Here is a 25,568-nt window from a genome sequence, read left to right as displayed (position 1 = left end):
GGAGCGGCCGGCGGGTAGCCTCGGCTCCGTGCTGCTCGCCTTCGACACCGCCACCCCGCTGGTCACCGTCGCCCTCCACGACGGCGCCGAGGTGGTGGCCGAGCGGCTCTCCGAACGGCCGATGAAGCACGGCGAGCAGCTGGCCCCGCTGATCGAGGCGGTGCTGGCCGACGCCGGTGCCGTGCGCCAGGACCTCACCGCGGTCGCGGTCGGCGCCGGCCCGGGACCCTTCACCGGCCTGCGCGTCGGCCTGGTCACCGCCCGCACCTTGGGATACGTGCTCGAGGTGCCGGTCTACGCCGTGTGCACCCTCGACGTCCTCGCCGTGGAGGCTGTCGAGACGGGGGCCGTGACGGGGCGCTTCCTGGTGGCCACCGACGCCCGCCGCAAGGAGGTCTACCTCGCCTCCTACGAGGACGGCACCCGGGTCGAGGGGCCGGTGGTGACCAAGCCGGCCGAGGTGGCCACCGCCCTTCCGGTCGTGGGCGAGGGGGCCCACCTCTATCCCGAGGCGTTCGGCCACCGGGTGGGGCCCACGCGCCCCAGCGCGGGATGGCTGGCCCGGGTGGTGACCGAGGAGAGGGCCGAGCTGCTCGACCCCGAGCCGCTCTACCTCCGCCGCCCCGACGCGGTGGCCCGGCACGCCCCCAAGCCCGTCTCGTGACCCGGGGTGGCGAGACCCCCGACAGCGCCGGTGGTGTCCGGACCAGGCCCTACCGGGCCGACGACCTGCCGGCGGTGGCCGAGCTGGAGGGCGAGCTCTTCGGGGCCGACGCCTGGGGCGCGGCGGCCTGGCAGGAGCTCGTCGACACGCCGGGACGTCGGGCCTGGGTGGCGCACGGGCCGGACGGCGAGGTGGTCGGCCACGCGCTGACCGGGCTGGTCGGCGACTTCGCCGAGCTGCTGCGGATCGGCGTCCGGGCGGACCGGCAGCGCGGCGGGGTCGCGACCCGCCTGCTGGAGGTCGCCGTCGAGGCGGCCCGCCGGGACGGGGCGTCGCGGATGCTTCTGGAGGTCAGCGCGGTGAACGACCCGGCGGTGGCCTTCTACCGCCGCCACGGCTTCGCCCGGATCGACGTGCGCCGCCGCTACTACCGCGACGGCGCGGACGCCCTGGTCCTGGAACGGGCGCTGGGGGAGGCGGCCGAGGTGGCGCAGCCGCGGGGATCGGAGAGGATGGAGCCATGAACGACGGGCCACTGGTGCTGGGCATCGAGACGTCCTGCGACGAGACAGGGGTGGGCATCGTGCGGGGCCACACCCTGCTCGCCGACGAGGTGGCGAGCAGCGTGGAGGAGCACGCGCGCTTCGGCGGGGTGGTGCCCGAGGTGGCCAGCCGTGCCCACCTCGAGGCGATGGTCCCGACGCTGGAGCGAGCCTGCGAGCGGGCCGGCATCCGGCTCGACGACGTCGACGCCGTCGCGGTGACGAGCGGGCCCGGGCTGGCGGGGGCGCTCCTGGTCGGGGTCGCCGCCGCCAAGGCGCTGGCGCTGGGGCTGGGCAAGCCGCTGTACGGCGTCAACCACCTGGCCGCGCACGTGGCGGTCGACCAACTCGAGCACGGCCCGCTGCCGGAGCCCTGCCTGGCGATGCTGGTCTCCGGTGGGCACTCCAGCCTGCTCAAGGTGGAGGACGTCACCACCGGCGTCGACCCGCTCGGCGCCACCATCGACGACGCGGCGGGGGAGGCCTTCGACAAGGTGGCCCGGCTGCTGGGCCTGCCGTTCCCCGGGGGTCCGCACATCGACCGGGCCGCTGCCAGCGGCAACAGCGTGGCCATCGACTTCCCCCGGGGCCTCACGGCGCGGCGGGACCTGGAACGCCACCGGTACGACTTCTCCTTCTCCGGGCTCAAGACCTCCGTCGCCCGCTGGGTCGAGGCCAAGCAGCGGGCGGGGGAGACGGTCGACGTGGCGGACGTCGCCGCGTCGTTCCAGGAGGCCGTCTGCGACGTGCTGACCCGCAAGGCGCTGGATGCGGCCGTGACCCACGGCATCGAGGACATCCTCATCGGCGGCGGGGTCGCGGCGAACTCGCGACTGCGCGCGATGGCCGTGGAGCGGGCGACGGCCAAGGGGATCAGGGTCCGGGTGCCGCGCCCGGGGCTGTGCACCGACAACGGGGCGATGGTGGCGGCGCTCGGCGCCGAGCTGGTGAGCCGGGGGAGGGCACCCTCGTCGCTCGACCTCCCTGCGGACTCCAGCCAGCCCATCACCACCGTCGTGGCCTGAGGACGCCGACACCCCCGGACCCGGGCGGGTCCGGGGGCGTCGGCACCACCGGTGGGGCTCAGCCGGCGTCCGCCTACTCCAGGACGCCGGGAGCGACCCCGTCGTCGTCGAGCCAGTCCTGCTCGGTCATCAGGTGCTCCTGCTCGCGGCCGTCCTTCTTCCGGCCGCCGCGCTGGCTGCCGGCGGCGCCCCCTGCTGCGCCGCGGGATCCGGCTCCGGCGGCCCCGGCGCTGCGGGATCCGGCTCCGGCGGCTGCGCTGCGGGATCCGGCTCCGGCGGCCCCGGCGCTGCGGGATCCGGCTCCGGCGGCTGCGCCACGGGATCCGGCTCCGGCGGCTGCGCCACGGGCGGCGCCTGTCCCACGGGAGGTACCTGTCCCACGGGAGGTACCTGTCCCACGGGCGGCTCCTCCGGCGGCACCTGCCCCCCGGGCGGCTCCTCCGGCGGCACCGGCGCGGGAGACCGGTGACCCCCCACCGGCCGCGCCACCTCGGGCGGCACCGGGCGCACCGGCCCGCGCGGACGTCGAACCCGCCGCACCGGCGGTCGGGCCGCGCCCGAGCGTGGCACCCCCCGCGGTGCGGGTGGAGGACCCGATGGGCCGCACGTGGCCGGCTGCGGCGCCGCGGGCGCCGGCGCCCGCGGCAGAGCCCGGTGCCCCGCCGAGGGGCGCGGCGATCGGCGACATCGCACCCCCGCCACCTACGGCGTGAGGCGATCCGGCACCGGGCGCTACGCCGGCCCCGAGGCTCCCTGGGGTCCCGACCGGCCCGCCGCCGGGGCCGGCCTCACGACCGCCGATGCCTGGCTCGAGCGAGGTGCCCCGCGGGGGCACCTCCGGGATCGGGGGCCGTGGTGGTGTCGGCTCGTGGGGCGGGCGGGGCTTCTCCTCGTTGGGGCCCTTCTCCTCCTCGTGCTCGTTCTCCTCCTCGTTCTCGTGCTCGTTCTCGTGCTCGTTCTCGGTCTCCTCGGTCTCCTCCTCCGGAGGGTTCGGCTCGCGCGGGGGCAGCTCGAAGATCTGCCCGCCCGGCCCGCCGTGATCATTGGGGAGAGGCGGGTGCGGACCGCCGCCGGGCAGACTCGGGTCGCCGGGGCCTCCCGAGCCCGACGGGAAGACCGGGTCGGGCTCACCGTGGATCTTCTTCATCACGTCGGTGGCCGCCGCGAAGTCCTCGTTGAGGCGCTGCAGGGCCTTGGCCGCAGCCGCCTCCTGGGCCTGGGAGGCCTTGTCGAACGCGTCGACGTCGTTGCCGTGCGCGATCTCCTTGTTGAGTGCGGTCTCGGCGTCCCAGGTCGGGTCCGGGACGAACGCGTCGGGAGGAGTGGGTGGGTTCTTCTTGAGCTCCTCGTGGACCGAGCGGGCGTGCTCGAGGGCGTCGCGGGCCTTGGCGAGTGCCTTGTGGCCCTCGCGGAGGATGTCGGCCCGCGCCAGCATGTCCTCGGCGGTCTTCTCGAACGCGGCCCGGACCGCCTCGCCGGTCTTCATCATGGGCAGGTCGGCCATCGCGGGCGCCATGGCCGCGAGCTTCTTGGCGACGTCCTCAAGACCCCGGGCCTTCTTCCGCCAGTCCCGGGCGGCGTCCCAGACGACCTCCTCCTTGGCGCCGTCGACGGCCTGCTTCAGGTTTGCGCGCTGCGGGCCGGTCATCAGTCGTCACCCGGGCCGCAGGAAGCGTCGAGGTCCCGGCCGGTGGCGGAGGTGAAGTTGGGCGCGTCACAGCTGTCCACCTTGTTCTTGAGCACCAAGGCGTCGGTGGTGACGTTGTCCTCGGCCTGGCCGAGGAGCTTGCCGCTGTCGATCAGGCCTTCGCGGTACTCCCGGAGGCCCGTCGAGAGCTGGTTGAGCTGCTTGAGCACGTTCTGCTGTGCCTTCTGCCCGTGGGTGCCGAGGTTGGCGCCGGCCCACGAGCCTCCGAAGTGGCTGGGGTCGAAGCGCGACATGTCCGAGCCCTTCAGCTCCGACGCTGCGGTCTCGAGCAGCTCGAGGGCGCTGTCGACCGCCTCGACCGCCTCCTGCACCTGCTGCATGAGTGCGTACGCGGCGCCCACCGGCGCCAGCATCGGGTTGAGACCGAACACCAGCTGTTGTTGAGTCACTCTTCTCGCCCTTCCCCCTCGTGACCTGCTTCGCCGTCTATTCCCTCGCCCCGCAGGCGTAAACCTGGTTTCTTGGCGGGTGCGCCAGATCACAGGCCGGCACCGGACTCTACCGGCCACCGGTGTCGCAGGACGAGCGCCGACGCCGGCCGGGGGTGTGCCCGCGCTAGGGTCTGGCCTCTTGTCGGGCGGTCGTGGAGAGGGTGTGGCGGAAGTGCGCTCAAGGCTCGGGTTGGTGGCGTGTGCCTGCGTCTCGGTGCTGGTGCTGACCGCGTGCGGCGGCGAGGACGGGCAGGCGTCCCCCGGCTCCCCGGGACCCGAGGCCCCGTCGTCGCCGGCGGTCGGGACGGAGGGTCCCGAGGAGACTCCGAGCCAGGAGGAGGAGCCGAGCGTTCCCCTTGCCTCCGGAGACCTGATGGAGTTCGACGTCCTCGAGGTGCGCGCCCCTCGCGGGTGGGTGCTGGACGACGACCAGTTCAGTGAGCAGACCGGCGCGACGCACCCCGAGCTGGACGGATTCATCGGCCTGACGGTCGCCGACGACGTCCTGGTGGAGCTCGGGAGGGAGCCCATGTCGCTGGACGAGCTGGCGGAGCTCGACCTGGGGCTGATCCCCGAGCCCCATCAGGTGCGCCGCAGGGAGAACGTCGAGCTGGACGGGGTGGAGTTCTACCGCCTCTCCGGCCAGCGGCGCGGCGAGTGGACGGACGTCTACGGCACCAACCGGGAGGGCAAGACGGTGATGCTCAGCATCGACTTCCGCCACAAGGTGCCGGAGAAGGAGCGACGTCGGGTGGTGGCCTCGGTGCTGCCTACCCTCAAGTGGCGCTGATTGGCGCTGAGCCGCCGCTGGGAGTGTGAGCGGGGTCTCGTCCCCCGTTCGGCGTATCTGGTAACGAGCGTAGTAGATAACTACTACAGTACGTAGTAGTTGACGAGCCGGAGTGGGCCGGACGTCCGAACACCTCATGAATGGAGTGGCGAGATGCGTGCAACGCTTGACAAGGTCCTGTCCGGTATCGGCCTGTTGCTGGCTGTGGTGCTGGTGATCGCGGGTGGTCTGCTGACGTGGGCCAACACGTTCATCGGTGAGCAGGTGGAGCAGCAGTTCTCCGCGCAGGACATCACGATGCCGACGCAGGAGGCGATCGACGGTCAGGTGGAGGCCGGTGGCCTGAGCAAGGCCGATGGTGAGGCACTGGAGGAGTTCGCGGGCGAGACGCTGGACAATGGTCCGGCGGCCAAGGCGTACGCGGACAACTACATCCTGGCGCACATGAACGGTCAGGGCGCGGCGCTCAACGACGGTGAGCCGGTGACCTACGAGGAGGCCTCGGGCATCGGTCGGGAGAAGATGGCTGCGGTCTCGGCTAACCCGGACGCGACCGACGACGAGGTTGCCGAGGCGGAGGCCTGGATGGAGCTGCGGGAGTCGCTGTTCATGGGCAACACGCTGCGGGGCCTGCTCCTGTACGGGTACGCGTTCGCCACGATCGGCACCATCGCCGGGTACGCCGCGATCGCCGCCTTCGTGGGCGCTGCTCTCTTCCTGATCCTGGGCCTGCTCGGTCTCGCCCACTCGCGCAAGGTTGCCAGCGCGGAGGCCTGAGCGGTTCGGAAGGAACGGCTCGTTCCCTCGGGGACGGGCCGTTCCTGCGTGCTGTGACAGGCTCTCGGGGAACGGGGGACAGCAGGTCGAGCACGATGGAGGCAACATGCAGCAGGTCAGGGCAGTGGTGGCACGCGCGAAGGGCGCGCCGGTCACGATCGAGACGATCAACGTGCCGGACGCCGGTCCCGGCGAGGCGGTCGTGAAGGTGCAGTCGTGCGGCGTCTGCCACACCGATCTGCACTACCGCGAGGGCGGCATCAACGACGACTACCCGTTCCTGCTGGGGCACGAGGCCGCCGGCATCGTGGAGCAGGTCGGGGAGGGCGTCACCGAGGTGGCGCCAGGTGACTTCGTCGTCCTCAACTGGCGGGCCGTCTGCGGCGAGTGCCGTGCGTGCCGCCGCGGCGAGCCGCAGTACTGCTTCGCCACGCACAACGCCACCCAGAAGATGACCCTGGAGGACGGCACCGAGCTCACCCCGGCGCTGGGCATCGGCGCCTTCGCCGAGAAGACCCTCGTCGCGGCCGGGCAGTGCACCAAGGTCGACCCGAGCGCGCGTCCGGCGGCCGTCGGGCTGCTGGGCTGCGGTGTGATGGCGGGGATCGGCGCCGCGATCAACACCGGCGGCGTGGGCCGCGGCAAGTCGGTCGCGGTCATCGGCTGCGGCGGCGTGGGTGCCGCGGCGGTGGCCGGGTCGGCGCTGGCCGGAGCGGCGAAGGTGATCGCCGTCGACCTCGACCCCCGCAAGCTCGAGCGGGCCCGTGAGCTCGGCGCCACGCACGTCGTGGACGGCTCCAGCAGCGACGTGGTCGAGGAGGTCAGGCGGCTCACCGACGGTCACGGCGCCGACGTGGTGATCGACGCCGTCGGCCGCCCCGAGACGTGGCGGCAGGCCTTCTACGCCCGAGACCTGGCCGGCACGGTGGTGCTGGTGGGCGTGCCGACGCCCGACATGCAGATCCCCGACATCCCGCTGGCCGACGTCTTCGGGCGCGGCGGCTCCCTCAAGTCGAGCTGGTACGGCGACTGCCTGCCCTCGCGCGACTTCCCGATGCTCGTCGACCTCTACCAGCAGGGCCGGCTCGACCTGGACGCCTTCGTCACCGAGGAGATCGGTCTCGACGACGTCGAGGCGGCCTTCGAGAAGATGCACGGCGGCGACGTGCTCCGTTCGGTGGTGGTCCTGTGAGCGGGCTGCGGGTCGACCACGCGGTCGTCTCCGGAACCTTCTCCCTGGACGGCGAGACCCACCAGGTGGACAACAACGTCTGGGTGGTCGGGGACGACGCCGAGTGCGTGGTGATCGACGCCCCGCACGACGTGGAGGCGATCCTGGCGCTGGTGGGGGACAGGAAGGTGCGCGCCATCGCCTGCACCCACGCGCACGACGACCACGTCCGGGTGGCCCCGGCCCTGCGGGAGCGGGTGGTCGCCCCGATCCTGCTGCACCCCGAGGAGCGTCCGCTCTGGGAGCTGACCCACCCCGACCAGCTGTGGGACGTCGACCTGGCCGACGGCCAGGAGATCGAGGTGGCCGGGACCAGGTTCCGGGTGCTGCACACCCCGGGTCACGCGCCCGGCGCGGTCTGCTTCCACTTCCCCGAGCTCGGGTGCGTCTTCACCGGCGACACCCTCTTCCAGGGCGGGCCGGGAGCGACCGGCCGCAGCTTCAGCGACCGCGGGGTCCTGGAGGAGTCGATCCGTCGCGCTCTTTGGCCGCTGGGCGACGACACCGTGGTTCACACCGGTCACGGCGACGACACCACGATCGGTGCCGAGCGGGTCCGTCTGGACGGCGAGGGCTGAGGCGAGCGGCGCCGGCTCGCCGTTCTCGGCACCGGCGCCAGTTTGACCCGCGTCGGGGGTGCGGGAGAGGTTGGAGTGGTGGAAGTGGTGTGAGCGGAGTCTCACGGGCCACTTCCGTTATCTACTATCCAACGTAGTAGATAACTACTACGGTACGTAGTAGTTGACGAGCCGGAGTGGGCCGGACGTCCGAACACCTCATGAATGGAGTGGCGAGATGCGTGCAACGCTTGACAAGGTCCTGTCCGGTATCGGCCTGTTGCTGGCTGTGGTGCTGGTGATCGCGGGTGGTCTGCTGACGTGGGCCAACACGTTCATCGGTGAGCAGGTGGAGCAGCAGTTCTCCGCGCAGGACATCACGATGCCGACGCAGGAGGCGATCGACGGTCAGGTGGAGGCCGGTGGCCTGAGCAAGGCCGATGGTGAGGCACTGGAGGAGTTCGCGGGCGAGACGCTGGACAACGGTCCGGCGGCCAAGGCGTACGCGGACAACTACATCCTGGCGCACATGAACGGTCAGGGCGCGGCGCTCAACGACGGTGAGCCGGTGACCTACGAGGAGGCCTCGGGCATCGGTCGGGAGAAGATGGCTGCGGTCTCGGCGAACCCGGACGCGACCGACGACGAGGTTGCCGAGGCGGAGGCCTGGATGGAGCTGCGGGAGTCGCTGTTCATGGGCAACACGCTGCGGGGCCTGCTCCTGTACGGGTACGCGTTCGCCACGATCGGCACCATCGCCGGGTACGCCGCGATCGCCGCGTTCGTGGGCGCTGCTCTCTTCCTGATCCTGGGCCTGCTCGGTCTCGCCCACTCGCGCAAGGTTGCCAGCGCGGAGGCCTGAGCGGTTCGGAAGGAACGGCTCGTCCCCTCGGGGACGGGCCGTTCTGCGTGTCCGGAGCCTCTAGACTCCCTCCCCATGCCGCTCCCCGTGAACAGGCGCAGGCTCCCACCGCTGCTCCCCGTGGTGCTCGTGCTGGCCGTCCTCCTCGCCGCCTGCAGCTCCCCGAGCCCGGCGACGCGGGAGCCCCGGGGGCGGGCGGACGAGGCCGTCCCCGAGGCGGGCGTCCTGGCCGCCGCGGAGCCCTCGGCCGCCGAGGCCCTCGGGCTCGCCGAGGGGTGGGGTCCCACGGCGGCCGAGCTGGACCACGCCGCCACCCTGGTGGCGGGGCTGAGCACCGCCGAGCTCGCCGGCCAGGTGATGGTGGTGCCCTGGTCGGGGGTCCGCGCGCCCACCCGGCTGCTGCGCCGCCACCATGTCGGTGGGTTCATCTGGTTCTCCGAGAACGTCGTCTCCGTGGCGCAGGTGCGCCGGGTCAACCGGGCGCTGCGCCGGGCCTCTGGCCGGGAGTGGCCCCTGTTCCTCGGGATCGACCAGGAGGGGGGAGCCGTGGCCCGTCTCGAGCGCGGCGTGACCCGGCTGCCCAGCTTCATGACGGCCGGTGCGGCCCGCCGCCCCGGGCTGACCCGGGCGGCCGCGGCGGCCGGCGGGCGCGAGCTGAGGGCCCTGGGGTTCACCGCCAACTTCGCCCCGGTCGCCGACGTCACCGTGGGTCCCGCGGACCCCACCATCGGCGCCCGGTCGGCCTCGTCCTCGCCCGCCCAGGTCGCGGTGCAGGCGCTGGCCGCGGTCCGCGGGCTGGGTGACGCGGGCCTGGTGGCCCCGCTCAAGCACTTCCCCGGGCACGGGTCGGTGCGCGGCGACAGCCATCTCACCCTGCCCCGGCAGGAACGCCGCCTGGCGGCGCTGCGCCGCGCCGACCTGAGGCCCTTCGCCGAGGCGGTGCGCGCCGGCGCCCCCGCGGTGATGACCGGCCACCTCGACGTGCGGGCGGTGGACCCCGGCACCCCCGCCTCGCTGTCACGTCGCGTGGTGCACGGGCTGCTGCGCCAGCAGCTCGGCTTCGACGGCCTGGTCGTCACCGACTCGCTGAGCATGGCGGCGGTCACCCGCACCCGGTCGCCGGAACAGGCGGCGGTCCAGGCGCTGCGCGCGGGGTCCGACGTGCTGCTGATGCCGGCCGACGTGGGCCGGGCTCGCGCCGGGATCGTCCGGGCGGTGCGCCGGGGCCACCTCTCCCGCACCCGGCTGGAGCAGGCTGCGGCGCGTCAGGTCGCCCTGCTCCTGCACCACCGCCGGGCCACGGGCGCGCCGCCCGGGTCGGCCCGGTCCGCGGCCCTGGCCTGGTCCCGGGCCGCGGTGACGGTCGCCTCCGGGCCGTGCCACGGGCGGCTGGTGGGGCGCCGGGTGACGCCGGTGGGCGACCGGGCCGCGGTCCGGGCCTTCCTGCCCGCCGCCCGGGCCGCCGGGCTGCGGGTGGGACCGCGAGGAGCCCGGGTCGCCTTCCTGCGCCCCGGGGCCCCCGCGCTCCCCGCGGCCGTGACGGTGGCGGTCGACGCCCCCTGGGTGCTGGCCCGGGCCCGGTCGCGGGTCCGGGTGGCGGCCTACGGCGACACCCCGCTGGCGATGCGGGCGGTGGCCGACGTGCTGGTCGGCCGGCGGCCGGCTCCCGGACGGTTGCCGGTGCCGGTTCCCGGGTCGCAGCGACCCGGCTGCTGAGCCCAGGTCGGGCGGCTCAGAACGGGCGCACCAGCAGTGCCCGGCCGACGCCGTCGACCCGGGTCAGCACCACCGTCGCCTCCTCGTCGCCGGTGAGCGCCAGTCGCTTGCGCAGCTGCTCGGGCACCACCTCGACGCCACGCTTCTTGATCGTCAGCGGGCCGATGTTGCGCGCGACCAGCGCGGCCCGCAGCTGCTTCTCCCGGAAGGGCAGCTCGTCGATGACGTAGTAGGAGCGCATGAAGGGGCTGCGGAAGGACTTGTCCGAGGTGACGTAGGCGATGTGGGGGTCGAGCAGGCCGCCCTCGACCCCGGCCGCGACCGCGGTCACCAGTCCGGCCCGGATGACCGCGCCGTCCGGCTCGTAGAGGTGCTGGCCCAGCGGGCGCACCGGGCGCTCCTGCCCGTCGTAGGGGTCGTCCTCGGCCGTCAGGGAGGCGAGGCCCGCCCCGGAGATCACCGTCGCCCGGCGGCTGGTGGTGGCCAGCGAGGACGACCAGAGCGCCGCTTCCTTGACCTCGCCCTCGTCGCTGACCCACTCCGCCTCGACGCCCTCGGGGACCAGGTCGTGACCGATGCCGGGGGCCACCTTGACCACGGCGCTCGCCGCCCGCCCGCCGGTGAGGAGGTCGGCCACGAACGACCAGGGCGGGGTCCATCCCTCCCGGTCGAAGACACGGCCGCGCGCGCCTCGGCGGGCGGGATCGGCGAAGACCGCGCCGAAGGTGCCGAGGTCCAGGGCGGTGGCGTCGGCGGCCATCACCGCGCCCGCGAGCCCGAGAGCGGCCAGGTTGGCCTCCGCCATCGCCACCCGGACCGGGTCGAGGTCGACCCCGGCGCTGACCAGCCCGGCGCGGGAGAAGGCGGCCAGGTCGCCGCCGATCCCGCAGCCGAGGTCGACCACCGACGCGGGCCGCGCCGCGGCCAGCCGGGCGGCCCGGTGGTCGGCGACCCGGCGCCGGGTCGCCTGCTCCAGCGCGTCGGGGGTGAAGTACATCGAGACCGCGTCCTCGCCGAACTTGGGCACGGCGCGGACCCTCAGCCCGACGGTGGTCAGGGCCGCGGCGGCCCGGTCGGGGTCGTGACCGAGCCGGCGGACGGCGGCGGCGGCGCGCAGGGGATCGCCCTCGGCGTCGGCATAGGCATGGGTGGCCTGCTCCAGCAGTCGCTGGCCGTCGTCGGTGAGCAGCCAGCGGAAGGTCTCCAGGTCCACGGACGACATAGTGGCAGGAGGGGACCTCTCTGGCACTCGGTCAGGGGGAGTGCTAACGTTTCCACTGGCACTCTCACCCTGAGGCTGCCAACACTCGTGAACGGTCCGTGATCCCCGCGACGGCGCTGGCCAGCCACGAGAACCCAGACAGTCCGCGCCCCGCGGGCGCACGCTACGTGGAGAAAGTGGAGGTCGGCACTGTGTCGGTCAACATCAAGCCCCTCGAGGACCGCATCGTCGTCAAGCCGCTCGACGCCGAGCAGACCACGGCCTCTGGCCTGGTCATCCCGGACACCGCCAAGGAGAAGCCCCAGGAGGGCGAGGTCGTGGCCGTGGGTCCGGGTCGCTTCGGCGAGGGTGGCACCGAGCGCATTCCCATGGACATCTCCGTGGGCGACAAGGTCATCTACAGCAAGTACGGCGGCACCGAGGTGAAGTACTCCGGTGGCGAGTACCTCATCCTCTCCGGCCGCGACGTGCTGGCCATCGTTTCCTGATCGTTCCCCGGTCCCGGACGCCCCGGCCCACCGTGCACCTGTGCCGGTCGGCCGGGCGTCCGGGTCCGTCCATTTGAGGAGGAGTCCACATGCCCAAGATCCTGGAGTTCGACGAGAACGCTCGTCGTGCCCTCGAGCGCGGAGTCGACGCGCTCGCCAACACCGTCAAGGTGACGCTCGGCCCGAAGGGGCGCTACGTCGTCCTGGACAAGAAGTGGGGCGCCCCCACGATCACCAACGACGGTGTCACCGTCGCGCGTGAGATCGAGCTCGACGACCCGTTCGAGAACCTCGGCGCCCAGCTCACCAAGGAGGTCGCCACCAAGACCAACGACATCGCGGGTGACGGCACCACCACCGCGACCGTGCTGGCCCAGGCGATGGTCCACGAGGGCCTGCGCGCCGTCGCGGCCGGCGCGAACCCGATGGGTCTCAAGCGCGGCATGGACGCCGCCGCCGAGGCGGTCGGCGACGCGCTGCGCGAGGCGGCCCGCGAGGTGGAGTCCAAGGAGGACATGGCCTCGGTGGCCACCATCTCCAGCCGCGACGCCCACATCGGCGAGCTGCTCGCCGAGGCCTTCGACAAGGTCGGCAAGGACGGCGTGATCACCGTCGAGGAGTCCAACACCATGGGCACCGAGCTGGAGTTCACCGAGGGGATGCAGTTCGACAAGGGCTACATCTCGGCGTACTTCGTCTCCGACCCCGAGCGGATGGAGGCCGTCCTGGACGACCCCTACATCCTCCTGGTGCAGAGCAAGATCTCCTCGGTCGCCGAGCTGCTGCCCCTGCTGGAGAAGGTCATCGCCACCGGGAAGCCGCTCTTCATCCTCGCCGAGGACGTCGAGGGCGAGGCGCTCTCCACCCTGGTGGTCAACAAGATCCGCGGCACCTTCAACGCGGTGGCCGTCAAGAGCCCCGCCTTCGGTGACCGCCGCAAGGCGATGATGCAGGACATCGCGACCCTGACCGGTGGTCAGGTCATCGCCGCCGAGGTCGGCCTCAAGCTCGACCAGGTCGGCCTCGAGGTCCTGGGCCAGGCCCGCCGGGTCGTGGTCACCAAGGACGAGACCACCATCGTCGACGGCGCCGGCGACAAGGCCGAGGTCGAGGGCCGGGTCAACCAGATCAAGGCCGAGATCGAGAACACCGACTCCGACTGGGACCGGGAGAAGCTCCAGGAGCGGCTCGCGAAGCTGGCCGGCGGCGTGTGCGTCATCAAGGTCGGCGCCCACACCGAGGTCGAGCTCAAGGAGAAGAAGCACCGGATCGAGGACGCCGTCTCCGCGACGCGCGCCGCGATCGAGGAGGGCATCGTCGCCGGCGGCGGCTCCGCCCTGGTGCACGCCGTCTCCGTGCTCGAGGACAACCTCGGGCTGACCGGCGACGAGGCGATGGGTGTGCGCATCGTGCGTCGCTCCGCCGACGAGCCGCTGCGCTGGATCGCGGAGAACGGTGGGATCAACGGCTACGTCGTGACCACCAAGGTCCGTGAGCTGGGCGTCGGCAACGGCTACAACGCCGCCACCGACGAGTACGGCGACCTGGTCGCCCAGGGGGTGCTCGACCCGGTCAAGGTCACGCGCTCGGCCCTGGTCAACGCCACCTCGATCGCCGGCATGCTGCTGACGACCGAGACCCTGGTCGTGGAGAAGCCCGCCGACGAGGACGAGGCTCCGGCCGCCGGCCACGGCCACGGCCACTGACCGACGCCTCACCACACGCTGCGGCCCGCCGCCCCCCAGGGGGTGGCGGGCCGTCGCCATTTCGGCGACCGCCCGTACGGTGTGGGGGTGGAGAAGCGTCAGGTCGCGGTCGTCGACATCGACGGCGTGCTCGCCGACGTGCGCCACCGCGTGCGTCACGTGACGTCCTCGCCCAAGGACTGGGGCGCCTTCTTCGCCGCCGCCCGGCACGACCCGCCGCTCGCCGAGGGGATCGAGGTGGTCCGCCGGCTGGCCGAGGTCTACGACATCGTCTACCTCTCCGGGCGCCCGGAGCAGTGCCGGCGCGACACCGAGGAGTGGTTCCGCCGCCACCGGCTGCCGCCCGGCGAGCTGCTGCTGCGCGGGAGCCGGGACCGGCGACCGGCTCGGGTGATGAAGGTCGGCGAGCTGCGGCGGATCGCCACGGAGGCCGAGGTCGTGGTGCACGTCGACGACGACCCGGAGGTGGTCGCGGCCTCCCGCGCCGCCGGCTTCGACGTGCTCCCCGCGACCTGGATGCCGGAGCAGGCCGACGAGGCCGCCGCCCTGCACCACGCCCAGGAGGCGGAGGGCCGGAGCTGAGCGCAGCCTCAGCAGCGGGGCCGGGGGACCGCCCGGTCCGCGGTCTTGAGGCGCCAGATCCGCTTGGCCATCCCACACTCGGGCACCGTGACGTCGTAGCGGCTCTCCACCGCCTCGCGGAGCCGGTGGCCGGCCTCGGCGTTCCAGACCTCGAACGGGGCCACCTCCACCAGCCAGGTCGGGGCGTCGGGCCCCTCCACGAGCGAGACGAGCTCCTCGTAGTCGGGGTCCAGCGTGCGCATCGGGAGGCTCCACATGTACGGGTACGGCGAGGGGAGGCCGCTGCCGGCCTGCACGTCCGCGCGTCCGCCGAAGACGGTCAGCGTGTCACCGGGCTCGGCGACCTCGGCCACCGAGGAGCCGGTGTCGTCCTCACCGGTGCTGCCTATCCAGCCCGGGTCGACGACCAGCCAGGCCGTCACGCAGACCAGGCAGGAGACCGCGGCCGCGATCACCGGGCCCGGCACGAGCATCGCGCCGCGCTCCAGGGTGCCGCAGAGCGCCGCGAGGGCCAGCGCGGTGGCCGGGACGAGGGCGAAGAGGTAGTCGCGCCAGAAGCTCCCACTGGCGACGAGGGCGTAGAGCTCGTAGGCGACCATCGCGGTGATGGCCGCGGTCAGGGCGGGATGGGCACGGAACAGACGGGGGAGTCGCGCGACGAAGAGGCTGAGGACCACCGCTATCCCGGAGAGGAACGCCACCGCGAGCAGCCCCAGCGCCCGCAGGTGGTTGGCGGCGGAGGGGCGCGCCTCCAGGACGGCGTTGGCGTCGGCGCGGAAGCCGACGACGGCGTAGGCCAGGGTGTCGAGGTCGACACCGGCCCAGAGCGCCCAGAGCACGGTGGCGACGGGCTGGACGGCCGCGCCGACCAGCCCCGCGGCGGCGAGCCGGGCGAACGAGGCCCCGCTGATCCGGTCGGTCGCCCACGAGGCGATCAGCAGCACCGCGGCGAAGACCAGGGACCCCAGCAGGCTCTGCTTGAGCCCCGTGGCCAGCGAGCCGGTCAGCCCCGCCAGCAGGGCCAGCGCCCAGGCGCCGCGGGTCGCCTCGCGGCGCAGTGCCAGGAGGGCGAGCCAGCAGCTCCCCATCACGAGCGGGATGCCGAGCACCTCGCCCTTGACGTCGACGGGGTCGATGAGCGGGTTGCCGAGGATGGCCGCGGTGCAGATCGCCACCCAGACCGGCGCCCTCTCCCCGGCGATGCTCCGGGCCGCGCCGGCCGCGAGGAGGACGACGAGCGCGCAGCCGACCGCTCCCAGGATGCGGACCGCGGTGATGCCACCGAGGGCGTCGAGCACCCGGAAGACGAGGATCAGCAGGGGCGGACGGTCCACGAAGTAGGGGCCGTAGAGGGAGTCGGGCGCAGGGTCCCAGCTGCGGGCCACCAGTGTGAAACCCGCCTCGTCCGCGCCCGGGGACTGGCCGACGCCGAGGAGGCGCAGGACGAGCACGACGAGTGCGCATCCACCGACCACCCAGCGGTGGTGCTGCTTGAGCGGCATGTCCCCCCTCGGGTGTGGTCTGCCCTGAGCCAGCATGCGGCTCGGATCCTGTGTGGTCAAAGTAGGATGGAGAGGTGGAGATCCCTGAGAAGTTCGCAAGCCTCGGCCTCACCTACGACGACGTGCTGCTGCTGCCGGGGGAGTCCGACCTCGCGCCCGACGAGATCGACACCACGACGCGGCTGACCCGGGAGATCTCCCTGCGCGTGCCCCTGCTCAGCGCCGCCATGGACACCGTCACCGAGTCGCGGATGGCGATCGCCATGGCCCGTGAGGGCGGCATGGGCGTGCTCCACCGCAACCTGTCGATCGAGGACCAGGCATACCAGGTCGACCTGGTCAAGCGGACCCAGACCGGCATCATCTCCAACCCCGTGGTGATCGGGCCGGACGCCACCCTGGAGGACCTCGACCGCATCTGCGGGGAGTACCGGGTCTCCGGGCTCCCGGTGGTCGACGGCGACCAGCGGCTCCTGGGCATCATCACCAACCGCGACCTGCGCTTCACCCCCCTGGCCGAGTGGGCGACCACCAAGGTCGACGAGGTGATGACCCACATGCCGCTGGTCACCGGCGAGGTGGGCATCTCGCGGGAGGACGCCACCGCACTGCTGCGCCAGCACAAGCGCGAGCGACTCCCGCTGGTCGACGCCGACGGCCGCCTGGCCGGGCTGATCACGGTCAAGGACTTCGTGAAGTCCGAGCAGTTCCCCCGCGCCTCCAAGGACGCCGACGGGCGCCTGCTCGTGGGCGCGGCCATCGGCTACTTCGGCGACGCCTGGCAACGCGCCACCACCCTGGTCGAGGCCGGCGTCGACGTGCTGGTCGCCGACACCGCCCACGGTCACGTGCACCTGCTCCTGGAGATGGTCCGCCGGCTCAAGGCCGACCCGGCGACCCGCCACGTCCAGGTGATCGGCGGCAACGTCGCCACCCGCGCGGGCGCCCAGGCCTTCGTCGACGCCGGTGCCGACGCGGTCAAGGTCGGCGTCGGCCCCGGGTCGATCTGCACCACCCGGGTGGTCACCGGCGTCGGTGTCCCGCAGGTCAGCGCCATCTACGAGGCGTCGCTGGCGGCGCGGCCCGCCGGCGTCCCGGTGATCGCCGACGGCGGGATGAAGCACTCCGGCGAGATCGCCAAGGCGCTGGTCGCCGGCGCCGACTCGGTGATGCTCGGCTCGCTGCTCGCCGGCTGCGAGGAGTCCCCGGGTGAGCTGGTCTTCGTCAACGGCAAGCAGTTCAAGTCCTACCGCGGCATGGGATCGTTGGCCGCGATGTCGAGCCGGGGCAAGAAGTCCTACTCCAAGGACCGCTACTTCCAGGCCGAGGTCACCAGCGACGACCAGATCGTGCCCGAGGGCATCGAGGGTCAGGTGGCCTACCGCGGCCCGCTCGGGGCGGTCGCCCACCAGCTGATCGGCGGCCTCAACCAGTCCATGTTCTACGTCGGCGCCCGCACCGTGCCCGAGCTCCAGGAGAAGGGCCAGTTCGTCCGGATCACCTCGGCGTCGCTCAAGGAGAGCCACCCGCACGGCGTCCAGATGACCGTCGAGGCGCCCAACTACTCCGGCCTGTGAGGTCGTGCCCGCCCACACCCGTGACCTGCTCGTGAAAGGCTGCCCCCCGTGACCGAGATCGAGATCGGCAAGAACAAGCGTGCCCGCCGGGCCTACGCCTTCGACGACGTGGCCATCGTGCCCTCGCGCCGCACGCGCGACCCCGAGGAGGTGAGCGTGGCGTGGCAGATCGACGCCTACCGCTTCGACCTCCCGGTGCTCGCGGCGCCGATGGACTCGGTGATGTCGCCGGAGACCGCGATCGCCTTCGGGCGGCTCGGCGGGCTGGGGGTGCTCAACCTCGAGGGCCTGTGGACCCGCTACGAGGACCCCTCGCCCCTGCTGGAGGAGGTCGCCTCGCTCTCCGGCGTCGACGCGACCGCCCGGATGCAGGAGATCTACACCGAGCCGGTCAAGGCCGAGCTGATCAGCGCCCGGCTCCACCAGATGCGTGACGCGGGCGTCACGGTCGCCGGCTCGCTGTCCCCGCAGCGGACCAAGGAGTTCGCCAAGACGGTGGTCGACGCGGGCGTCGACATGTTCGTCATCCGCGGCACCACCGTCTCGGCCGAGCACGTCTCCAGCCAGTCCGAGCCGCTCAACCTCAAGGAGTTCATCTACGAGCTCGACGTGCCGGTGGTGGTCGGCGGCTGCGCGACCTACCAGGCCGCCCTGCACCTGATGCGGACCGGTGCGGCCGGCGTCCTGGTCGGCTTCGGCGGCGGCGCGGCGCACACCACCCGCACCGTGCTGGGGATCGCCGTCCCGATGGCCAGCGCGGTGGCCGACGTCGCCGCGGCCCGCCGCGACTACCTCGACGAGTCGGGCGGGCGCTACGTGCACGTGATCGCGGACGGCTCGATCGGTCGCTCCGGCGACGTGGCCAAGGCGATCGCCTGCGGCGCCGACGCGGTGATGGTCGGCTCGCCGCTGGCCCGGGCCTCCGACGCTCCGGGCCGGGGCTTCCACTGGGGCACCGAGGCGCACCACGCCGACCTGCCGCGCGGGCAGCGCGTCGGCTTCGAGCCCGTCGGGACGCTGGAGGAGATCCTCTTCGGCCCCTCGCACGTGGCCGACGGCACGATGAACCTGATCGGTGCGCTCAAGCGGTCGATGGCCACCACCGGCTACACCGAGCTCAAGGAGTTCCAGCGCGTCGAAGTGGTCCTTGGCTGAGCCCTCGCGACTGCGGGCGTGAGGGGACGCCCGGTCGGCCGGCACCGGCCGTCCGGCAAAATGGAGGCATGGCCACTCCCATCGCACTGAACCCGGCCTCCCGCGCCGCCGCGCTCGAGGCGATGCAGTCCACCGAGCTCGACGTCCTGGTCGTGGGCGGCGGGATCGTCGGCGTCGGCGCGGCGCTCGACGCCGTCACCCGGGGCCTGAGCACGGCGCTGGTCGAGCAGCGCGACCTCGCCAGCGGCACCAGCAGCCGCAGCTCCAAGCTGGTGCACGGCGGGCTGAGGTACCTGGAGATGTTCGACTTCGCGCTGGTCAAGGAGGCGCTGGAGGAGCGCGGCCTGCTGCTGACCCGGCTGGCCCCCCACCTGGTCCGCCCGGTGCCCTTCCTCTACCCGCTGGAGCACGCCTGGCAGCGCCCGTACGTCGGCGCCGGCGTCGCGCTCTACGACTCGATGGCCATGGCCGGCAAGTACGACATGGGCGTGCCCAAGCACAAGCACCTGTTCCGCAAGCAGCTGGCCCGGATGGCGCCCGACCTGCGCACCGACGACCTGCACGGCGCGATCCGCTACTACGACTGCCAGGTCGACGACGCCCGGCTGGTGATGACCGTGGCCCGCACGGCGGCCAACAACGGCGCGCACGTCGCGACCCGGACCAAGGTGACCGGCTTCCTGCGCGAGGGGGACCGGGTGGTCGGGGTGAGTGCCCGGGACCTGGAGAACGGCGTCGACCTGGAGGTGCGGGCCAAGGTCGTGATCAACGCGGCCGGCGTCTGGACCGACCAGATCCAGGAGATGATGGGCGGCGAGGGAGCGCTGGAGGTGGACGCCTCCAAGGGCATCCACCTGGTGGTGCCCCGCGACCGGATCCGCTCCGAGTGCGGCTTCATCACCAAGACCGAGAAGTCGGTGCTCTTCGTGATCCCGTGGGGCCCGCACTGGATCATCGGCACCACCGACACCCCCTGGGACCTCGACCTGGCCCACCCGGCGGCCAGTCGCACCGACATCACCTACCTGCTCGAGCACATCAACCGCCTGCTCAAGGTGCCGCTCGACCTCGAGGACGTGGTCGGGGTCTACGCCGGCCTGCGCCCGCTGCTCAAGCCGCTGCGCAAGGTCGGCGCCGAGGCGGAGACCACCAAGCTGTCGCGGGAGCACACCACGATCAGCCCGGTCCCCGGTCTGGTGCTGATCGCGGGCGGCAAGCTCACCACCTACCGGGTGATGGGCAAGGACGCGGTCGACGTCGCCTTCGACGGCGTCGGGTCGGTGCTGCCCAGCATCACCGACCGGGTCCCGCTGGTCGGGGCCTACGGGTTCGAGACGCGGACCAACCAGCGGGTGGCCCTGGCCCGGGCCGCCGGCCTGCAGGTCGGACGGATCGACCACCTGCTGGGCCGCTACGGCGGCCTGGTCGACGAGGTGCTGGCCCTGGTGGAGGCCCGGCCCGAGCTAGCGGCGCCGCTGACCGGCGCTCCGGACTACCTGGCCGCCGAGGTCGTCTACGCGGTGACCCACGAGGGCGCCCGGCACCTCGACGACGTGCTGACCCGGCGTACCCGGATCTCCATCGAGACCTTCGACCGCGGGGTGCTCGCGGCACCCGAGGCGGCCCGGCTGATGGCCGGCGAGCTCGGCTGGGACGAGGCGACCACCGCCTCGGAGGTCGACCACTACCTGCGCCGGGTCGAGGCGGAGCGCCGCAGCCAGCTGATGGCCACCGACCAGGAGGCCGACGAGGCGCGGGTGCAGGCCCCGGAGATCGTGGGCGGTCCGCCCGCCTGACCGGTCGCGGACCTCTGGGAGGCCGGTGCCTACTGCGGGGTAGCAGCGGAGACGTGGGTCACATACTCTCAGTACATGACTGCCAGCTCCCCCCGCGGCCCGCTGACCGACGGTCCCCGTGACCCCGAGCACGACCCGAGCGCCAGCTGGGCGCTCGAGCCCGACTACGTGGCGCGGCTGACGGGCCGGGTCGTCGCCTCCGGGTCGCAGACCCACGAGGTGCGCTCCCCGCTGGACGACGCACCGCTGGCCCGCCTGCCCCAGAGCAGCCCCGAGGACGTCGAGCTCGCCCTGGCCCGGGCGCGCCGCGTCCAGGAGTCGTGGGCCCGGACCCCGGTCGCCGACCGGGCGCGGATGCTGCTGCGGCTGCACGACCTGGTGCTGGACCGGCAGGACGAGATCACCGAGCTCATCTGCCTGGAGTCGGGCAAGGCCCGCAAGGACGCCTTCCTGGAGGTGGCGCACGTCGCGATGACCGCGCGCTACTACGCCCGCACCGGCGCCGGCCACCTCGCCACCCACCGGGTCCCGGGCATGTTCCCGATGCTCACCCGGGTCGACGTCAACCGGATCCCCAAGGGCGTCGTCGGGATCATCTCGCCGTGGAACTACCCCTTCACCCTGGCCCTGTGCGACGGCCTCCCCGCCCTGATGGCCGGCAACGCGGTGGTCGCCAAGCCCGACTCCCAGACCACGCTCACGGCCCTGCTGGGCCTCGAGCTGCTCGAGGCGGCCGGGTTCCCGGTCGACCTGTGGCAGGTCGTGGCCGGCCAGGGGGCCGAGGTCGGCACCCCGTTGATCGCCGGCGTCGACTACCTCTGCTTCACCGGCTCCACCGCGACCGGCAGGGTGATCGCCCAGCAGTGCGCGGAGCGGCTCATCGGCTGCTCCCTGGAGCTGGGCGGCAAGAACCCGATGCTGGTGCTGCGCGACGCCCAGGTCGAGCGCGCCGCCGACGGCGCGGTGCGGGGCGCCTTCTCCAACTCCGGCCAGCTCTGCATCTCGATGGAGCGCCTCTACGTCGCCGACCAGGTCTACGACCGCTTCGTGGAGCGGTTCGTGGCCCGCACCGAGGCGATGGCGCTGGGGGCCAGCTCCGACTGGGAGGTCGACATGGGGACGCTGATCAGCGCCCGCCAGCTCGAGGCGGTCACCGCCCACGTCGACGACGCGGTGGCCAAGGGTGCCCGGGTGCTGACCGGGGGTCGGGCCCGGCCCGACCTCGGGCCCTACTACTACGAGCCGACCGTGCTCGAGGGCGTCACCCCCGACATGGCCTGCTTCGGCACCGAGACCTTCGGCCCGGTGATCTCCCTCTACCGCTTCCACGACGAGGCGGACGCCGTCTCCCGCGCCAACCAGGGCGGCTACGGGCTGAACGCCTCGGTCTACACCGCCGACGGGACCCGTGGCCGGGAGATCGCCCGGCAGCTGCGCTGCGGCACGGTCAACGTCAACGAGCCGTACGGCGCGGCCTTCGGCACGCTCGCGGCCCCGATGGGCGGGATGCGGGACTCCGGGCTCGGCCGCCGACAGGGCGCCGAGGGCATCCTGCGCTACACCGAGACCCAGTCGGTGGGCACCCAGCGCGGCCTGCCGATCCGTCCGCCGGCGGGGATGTCGGAGGAGGCCTACGCCCGGATGATGACCGTCAGCCTGCGCCTGCTCAACCGGCTCGGCCGCGCCTGATGGCGCGCCCCCGCGCCGCGGCCGCGCACTACGACGTCCTGGTCATCGGGTCGGGCTTCGGCGGCTCGGTCAGCGCCCTGCGGCTCTCGGAGAAGGGCTACCGGGTCGGCGTGCTCGAGGCGGGCGCCCGGTTCGACGACGCCGACTTCGCCCCCACCTCGTTCGACCTCAAGCGCTACCTGTTCATGCCCGGGGCCGGGCTCTACGGCATCCAGCGCATCGACCTGCTCAAGGACTGCCTGATCCTCGCCGGAGCGGGTGTGGGCGGCGGCTCCCTGGTCTACGCCAACACGCTGTACGAGCCGCTGGACGCGTTCTACCGCGACCCGTCGTGGGCCCACATCACCGACTGGCGGGCCGAGCTGGCGCCCTACTACGACCAGGCCAAGCGGATGCTGGGCGTGGTGGAGAACCCGCTGCGCACCCCCTCGGACGACGTGATGGAGCGGGTCGCGGAGAAGATGGGGGTGGGGGAGACCTTCCACCCGACCCCGGTCGGCGTCTTCTTCGGCGGCCCGGGGCAGACGCCGGGCGAGGCGGTGGAGGACCCCTACTTCGGGGGCGCCGGGCCCGCCCGCAACACCTGCCTGGGGTGTGGGGAGTGCATGACGGGCTGCCGTCACAACGCCAAGAACACCCTGGTCAAGAACTACCTCCACCTCGCCGAGCGGCTGGGCGCGGTCGTGCACCCGCTCACCACCGTGACCCGGGTGCGGCCGCGCCCGGAGGGCGGCTACACGGTGCAGGCGCGCTGGACCAAGGCCAAGCTGTCGCGGCGCAGCGCGGTCAAGGAGTTCACCTGCGACCAGGTGGTCTTCTCCGCGGCCGCGCTGGGCACCCAGAAGCTGCTGCACAAGCTGAAGGGCGACGGCGACCTGCCGCACGTCTCGGACCGGCTGGGCGTGCTGGCGCGGACCAACTCCGAGGCGATCCTCGGGGCGCTCGCGCCCGACCTGGCCACCGACTACAGCCAGGGCGTGGCCATCACCTCCTCCTTCCACCCCGACGAGCACACCCACATCGAGCCGGTCCGCTACGGCAAGGGCAGCAACGTGATGGCGCTGCTGCAGACGGTGCTGGCCGATCCGGTGCCTGGACGGTCCCGGATCGGGATCTGGCTGCGAGAGCTGTGGCGGGAGCGGGCCAACGCCCTCGACCTCTACGACTTCAAGCACTGGTCGGAGCGCTCGGTGATCGCGCTGGTGATGCAGACCCTGGACAACTCGATCACCACCGTCCGGGTGCGCACGCCCTTCGGCTGGCGGATGTCGAGCAGGCAGGGGCACGGCGAGCCGAACCCGACCTACATCCCCCAGGCCTACGAGGCGGCCCGCCGGATGGCGGAGGAGATCGGGGGGACGCCGGGCGGCACCATCGGCGAGCCCTTCGGGAGGCCGCTGACCGCGCACTTCATCGGGGGCTGCACCATCGGCGACTCCCCGGAGAACGGGGTCATCGACCCCTACCAGCGACTCTTCGGCCACCCGGGGGTGCACGTCGTGGACGGGTCGGCCATCTCGGCCAACCTCGGCGTCAACCCGTCGCTGACGATCACCGCCCAGGCCGAGCGGGCGATGGCCCTGTGGCCCAACAAGGGCGAGGCGGACCCCAGGCCGGCGCTGGGCGAGGCCTACCGGCCGGTGCCGCCCGTCGAGCCGCGCAACCCGGCGGTGCCGCGGACCGCCCCGGCCGCGCTGCGGCTGCCGATCGTGCAGGTCACCGGGGCGCCACGGGAGCAGATCGGACACGAAATAGTCCGATAGACGGGCATAACTTGGAGTGGTAGGGCATCGTTGTCCTTGAAGTGCAGGCCCGGCACTCCCTCCCATGAAAGCCGGGTCGACGTCCAGGTCCTTTCTCAGCGACGTGGACGATCAGGGCTCGGCCAACCTCCCTCCCCGGTCGGGCCCTGGTGCATTTCCGGTGTCGTCCGCCTCGCTAGAGTGCTGGCATGACTGCGCCTGCTGAGCACGACCTGGTCCTGGTGGTCGACTTCGGGGCGCAGTACGCCCAGCTGATCGCCCGCCGGGTGCGCGAGGCACGGGTCTACTCCGAGATCGTGCCGCACACCATGCCGGTCGCCGAGATGCTCGCCCGCAAGCCCGCGGCCATCATCCTGTCCGGCGGCCCCTCCAGCGTCTACGCCGAGGGGGCGCCCGGCCTGGACTCCTCCCTCTTCGACGCCGGGGTCCCGACGTTCGGGATGTGCTACGGCTTCCAGCTGATGGCCAGCGGTCTCGGTGGCGAGGTGGCCCACACCGGGGCCCGCGAGTACGGCCGGACGCCGGTGCGGGTCGTCGAGCCCGGCACCCTGCTGGCCGAGATCCCCGCCGAGCACAACGTGTGGATGTCCCACGGCGACTCGGTGCGGGCCGCTCCGGACGGCTTCACCGTGCTGGCCTCGACCGACGTCACCCCGGTCGCGGCCTTCGAGCACACCGAGCGCCGGCTCGCCGGGGTCCAGTGGCACCCCGAGGTGCTGCACTCCGAGCACGGCCAGCGGGTGCTCGAGCACTTCCTGCACGAGATCGCCGGCTGCCGCCCCACCTGGACGATGGTCAACATCGTCGAGGAGCAGATCGAGCGGATCCGCAACCAGGTCGGCGAGGGCGGCCGCGCCATCTGCGGGCTCTCCGGCGGCGTCGACTCCGCGGTCGCCGCGGCGCTGGTCCAGCGCGCCATCGGCGACCGCCTCGACTGCGTCTTCGTCGACCACGGGCTGCTGCGCAAGGGCGAGGCCGAGCAGGTGGAGCGCGACTTCGTCGCCGCCACCGGGGTCAAGCTGCACGTGGTCGACGCCGAGGAGCGGTTCCTCTCGGCGCTGTCCGGGGTCACCGACCCCGAGGAGAAGCGCAAGATCATCGGACGCGAGTTCATCCGGGTCTTCGAGGCCGCCGAGGCCGACGTGCTCGGCGAGGCGATGGAGGCGGGCGACAAGGTCGCCTTCCTCGTCCAGGGGACGCTCTACCCCGACGTGGTCGAGTCCGGCGGCGGCGCCGGCACCTCCAACATCAAGTCCCACCACAACGTCGGCGGGCTCCCCGACGACCTCGAGTTCGAGCTGGTCGAGCCGTTGCGCACCCTCTTCAAGGACGAGGTCCGCCTCGTCGGGGAGCAGCTCGGCCTGCCGCCCGAGATCGTCTGGCGCCAGCCCTTCCCCGGTCCCGGGCTCGGGATCCGGATCATCGGCGAGGTCACCCGCGAGCGGCTCGACCTGCTCCGCGAGGCCGACGCCATCGCCCGCGAGGAGCTCACCCGGGCCGGGCTCGACCGCGACGTGTGGCAGATGCCCGTGGTGCTGCTGGCCGACGTCCGCTCCGTCGGCGTCCAGGGCGACGGCCGCACCTACGGGCACCCCGTCGTGCTGCGCCCGGTGACCTCGGAGGACGCGATGACGGCCGACTGGGCCCGGCTGCCTTACGAGGTGCTGGAGCGGATCTCGACGCGGATCACCAACGAGGTGGCCGAGGTCAACCGGGTCACGGTCGACATCACCTCGAAGCCGCCGGGCACCATCGAGTGGGAGTGAGCCACGACGGGGGGAGGAC

General features: G+C 72.8%; 22 protein-coding genes. 18 read left to right on the top strand and 4 right to left on the bottom strand.

The window, feature by feature from the left end:
- The first annotated feature begins 28 nt into the window (after positions 1-28).
- Genes tsaB through tsaD form a run of 3 tightly spaced genes read left to right on the top strand, consistent with a single transcriptional unit; the run spans position 29 to position 2,231 of the window.
- The gene (gene tsaB, locus AC4BG9_RS01865; RefSeq protein ID WP_490569383.1) at positions 29-664 is read left to right on the top strand and encodes a tRNA (adenosine(37)-N6)-threonylcarbamoyltransferase complex dimerization subunit type 1 TsaB; all 636 of its coding nucleotides are present in this window, start codon (positions 29-31) and stop codon (positions 662-664) included.
- Positions 661-1,188 (top strand): GNAT family N-acetyltransferase, encoded by a 528-nt coding sequence (locus AC4BG9_RS01860; protein ID WP_490569382.1) that lies wholly within the window; start codon positions 661-663, stop codon positions 1,186-1,188. The genes tsaB and AC4BG9_RS01860 overlap by 4 nt, the downstream gene beginning before the upstream one ends.
- Positions 1,185-2,231: a tRNA (adenosine(37)-N6)-threonylcarbamoyltransferase complex transferase subunit TsaD gene (tsaD, locus tag AC4BG9_RS01855; RefSeq protein WP_490569381.1), complete on the top strand. Its 1,047-nt coding sequence runs from the start codon at positions 1,185-1,187 to the stop codon at positions 2,229-2,231. The genes AC4BG9_RS01860 and tsaD overlap by 4 nt, the downstream gene beginning before the upstream one ends.
- Positions 2,232-2,304: 73 nt before the next feature.
- Here the strand turns inward: tsaD and AC4BG9_RS01850 are convergent, their stop codons facing one another.
- Positions 2,305-3,879 (bottom strand): hypothetical protein, encoded by a 1,575-nt coding sequence (locus AC4BG9_RS01850; RefSeq protein WP_490569380.1) that lies wholly within the window; start codon positions 3,877-3,879, stop codon positions 2,305-2,307.
- Positions 3,879-4,328, bottom strand: coding sequence for a hypothetical protein (locus AC4BG9_RS01845; protein WP_490569379.1), 450 nt, complete (start codon positions 4,326-4,328; stop codon positions 3,879-3,881). Before AC4BG9_RS01845 ends, AC4BG9_RS01850 begins: the two co-directional genes overlap by 1 nt.
- Before the next feature lie 235 nt (positions 4,329-4,563).
- Here AC4BG9_RS01845 and AC4BG9_RS01840 point away from each other — a divergent pair, with 235 nt between their 5' ends.
- From AC4BG9_RS01840 to AC4BG9_RS01815, 6 genes are all read left to right on the top strand, one after another.
- The gene (locus tag AC4BG9_RS01840) at positions 4,564-5,160 is read left to right on the top strand and encodes a hypothetical protein (RefSeq protein ID WP_490569378.1); all 597 of its coding nucleotides are present in this window, start codon (positions 4,564-4,566) and stop codon (positions 5,158-5,160) included.
- 153 nt (positions 5,161-5,313) lie between these two features.
- On the top strand, positions 5,314-5,937 hold the full coding sequence (locus AC4BG9_RS01835; protein WP_490569376.1) for a hypothetical protein: 624 nt from the start codon (positions 5,314-5,316) through the stop codon (positions 5,935-5,937).
- A gap of 106 nt (positions 5,938-6,043) precedes the next feature.
- Positions 6,044-7,129, top strand: coding sequence for an S-(hydroxymethyl)mycothiol dehydrogenase (locus AC4BG9_RS01830; protein ID WP_490569377.1), 1,086 nt, complete (start codon positions 6,044-6,046; stop codon positions 7,127-7,129).
- A 5-nt stretch (positions 7,130-7,134) separates the two neighbouring features.
- A complete protein-coding gene (locus AC4BG9_RS01825) occupies positions 7,135-7,746 on the top strand; it encodes an MBL fold metallo-hydrolase (RefSeq protein ID WP_490569621.1) in 612 nt (203 codons plus the stop codon).
- Between the two features lie 217 nt (positions 7,747-7,963).
- Positions 7,964-8,587 carry a hypothetical protein gene (locus AC4BG9_RS01820; RefSeq protein ID WP_490569376.1) on the top strand — a complete coding sequence of 208 codons (624 nt, stop codon included), beginning with the start codon at positions 7,964-7,966 and terminating at the stop codon, positions 8,585-8,587.
- 75 nt (positions 8,588-8,662) lie between these two features.
- Positions 8,663-10,303: a glycoside hydrolase family 3 N-terminal domain-containing protein gene (locus tag AC4BG9_RS01815; protein WP_490569375.1), complete on the top strand. Its 1,641-nt coding sequence runs from the start codon at positions 8,663-8,665 to the stop codon at positions 10,301-10,303.
- A 16-nt stretch (positions 10,304-10,319) separates the two neighbouring features.
- Here the strand turns inward: AC4BG9_RS01815 and AC4BG9_RS01810 are convergent, their stop codons facing one another.
- Positions 10,320-11,525 (bottom strand): class I SAM-dependent methyltransferase, encoded by a 1,206-nt coding sequence (locus AC4BG9_RS01810; protein WP_490569374.1) that lies wholly within the window; start codon positions 11,523-11,525, stop codon positions 10,320-10,322.
- A 191-nt stretch (positions 11,526-11,716) separates the two neighbouring features.
- On the opposite strand from AC4BG9_RS01810, the gene groES reads away from it, so the two are divergent.
- From groES to AC4BG9_RS01795, 3 genes are all read left to right on the top strand, one after another.
- On the top strand, positions 11,717-12,013 hold the full coding sequence (groES, locus tag AC4BG9_RS01805; RefSeq protein WP_489965135.1) for a co-chaperone GroES: 297 nt from the start codon (positions 11,717-11,719) through the stop codon (positions 12,011-12,013).
- An 89-nt stretch (positions 12,014-12,102) separates the two neighbouring features.
- Positions 12,103-13,719 (top strand): chaperonin GroEL, encoded by a 1,617-nt coding sequence (gene groL, locus AC4BG9_RS01800; RefSeq protein ID WP_490569373.1) that lies wholly within the window; start codon positions 12,103-12,105, stop codon positions 13,717-13,719.
- Positions 13,720-13,806: 87 nt separating this feature from the next.
- Positions 13,807-14,301 (top strand): phosphatase domain-containing protein, encoded by a 495-nt coding sequence (locus AC4BG9_RS01795; RefSeq protein ID WP_490569372.1) that lies wholly within the window; start codon positions 13,807-13,809, stop codon positions 14,299-14,301.
- 8 nt (positions 14,302-14,309) lie between these two features.
- Here the strand turns inward: AC4BG9_RS01795 and AC4BG9_RS01790 are convergent, their stop codons facing one another.
- Positions 14,310-15,803 (bottom strand): hypothetical protein, encoded by a 1,494-nt coding sequence (locus AC4BG9_RS01790; RefSeq protein WP_490569371.1) that lies wholly within the window; start codon positions 15,801-15,803, stop codon positions 14,310-14,312.
- 74 nt (positions 15,804-15,877) lie between these two features.
- Between AC4BG9_RS01790 and guaB the strand changes: the two genes are divergently transcribed.
- The 6 genes from guaB (at position 15,878) to guaA (ending at position 25,549) form a co-directional block, all read left to right on the top strand.
- A complete protein-coding gene (gene guaB / locus AC4BG9_RS01785) occupies positions 15,878-17,380 on the top strand; it encodes an IMP dehydrogenase (RefSeq protein WP_490569370.1) in 1,503 nt (500 codons plus the stop codon).
- 48 nt (positions 17,381-17,428) lie between these two features.
- Positions 17,429-18,535: a GuaB3 family IMP dehydrogenase-related protein gene (locus tag AC4BG9_RS01780; protein ID WP_490569369.1), complete on the top strand. Its 1,107-nt coding sequence runs from the start codon at positions 17,429-17,431 to the stop codon at positions 18,533-18,535.
- A 68-nt stretch (positions 18,536-18,603) separates the two neighbouring features.
- Positions 18,604-20,331, top strand: coding sequence for a glycerol-3-phosphate dehydrogenase/oxidase (locus tag AC4BG9_RS01775; protein WP_490569368.1), 1,728 nt, complete (start codon positions 18,604-18,606; stop codon positions 20,329-20,331).
- 75 nt (positions 20,332-20,406) lie between these two features.
- Positions 20,407-22,020 carry a succinic semialdehyde dehydrogenase gene (locus AC4BG9_RS01770; RefSeq protein WP_490569367.1) on the top strand — a complete coding sequence of 538 codons (1,614 nt, stop codon included), beginning with the start codon at positions 20,407-20,409 and terminating at the stop codon, positions 22,018-22,020.
- On the top strand, positions 22,020-23,783 hold the full coding sequence (locus AC4BG9_RS01765; protein WP_490569366.1) for a GMC oxidoreductase: 1,764 nt from the start codon (positions 22,020-22,022) through the stop codon (positions 23,781-23,783). Before AC4BG9_RS01770 ends, AC4BG9_RS01765 begins: the two co-directional genes overlap by 1 nt.
- Positions 23,784-23,971: 188 nt before the next feature.
- Positions 23,972-25,549 (top strand): glutamine-hydrolyzing GMP synthase, encoded by a 1,578-nt coding sequence (gene guaA, locus AC4BG9_RS01760; RefSeq protein WP_490569365.1) that lies wholly within the window; start codon positions 23,972-23,974, stop codon positions 25,547-25,549.
- Positions 25,550-25,568: the final 19 nt, after the last annotated feature.

It is taken from the genome of Nocardioides sp. Z40_12 (assembly GCF_058215795.1).
This window is presented reverse-complemented; position numbering and strand designations above follow the sequence as displayed.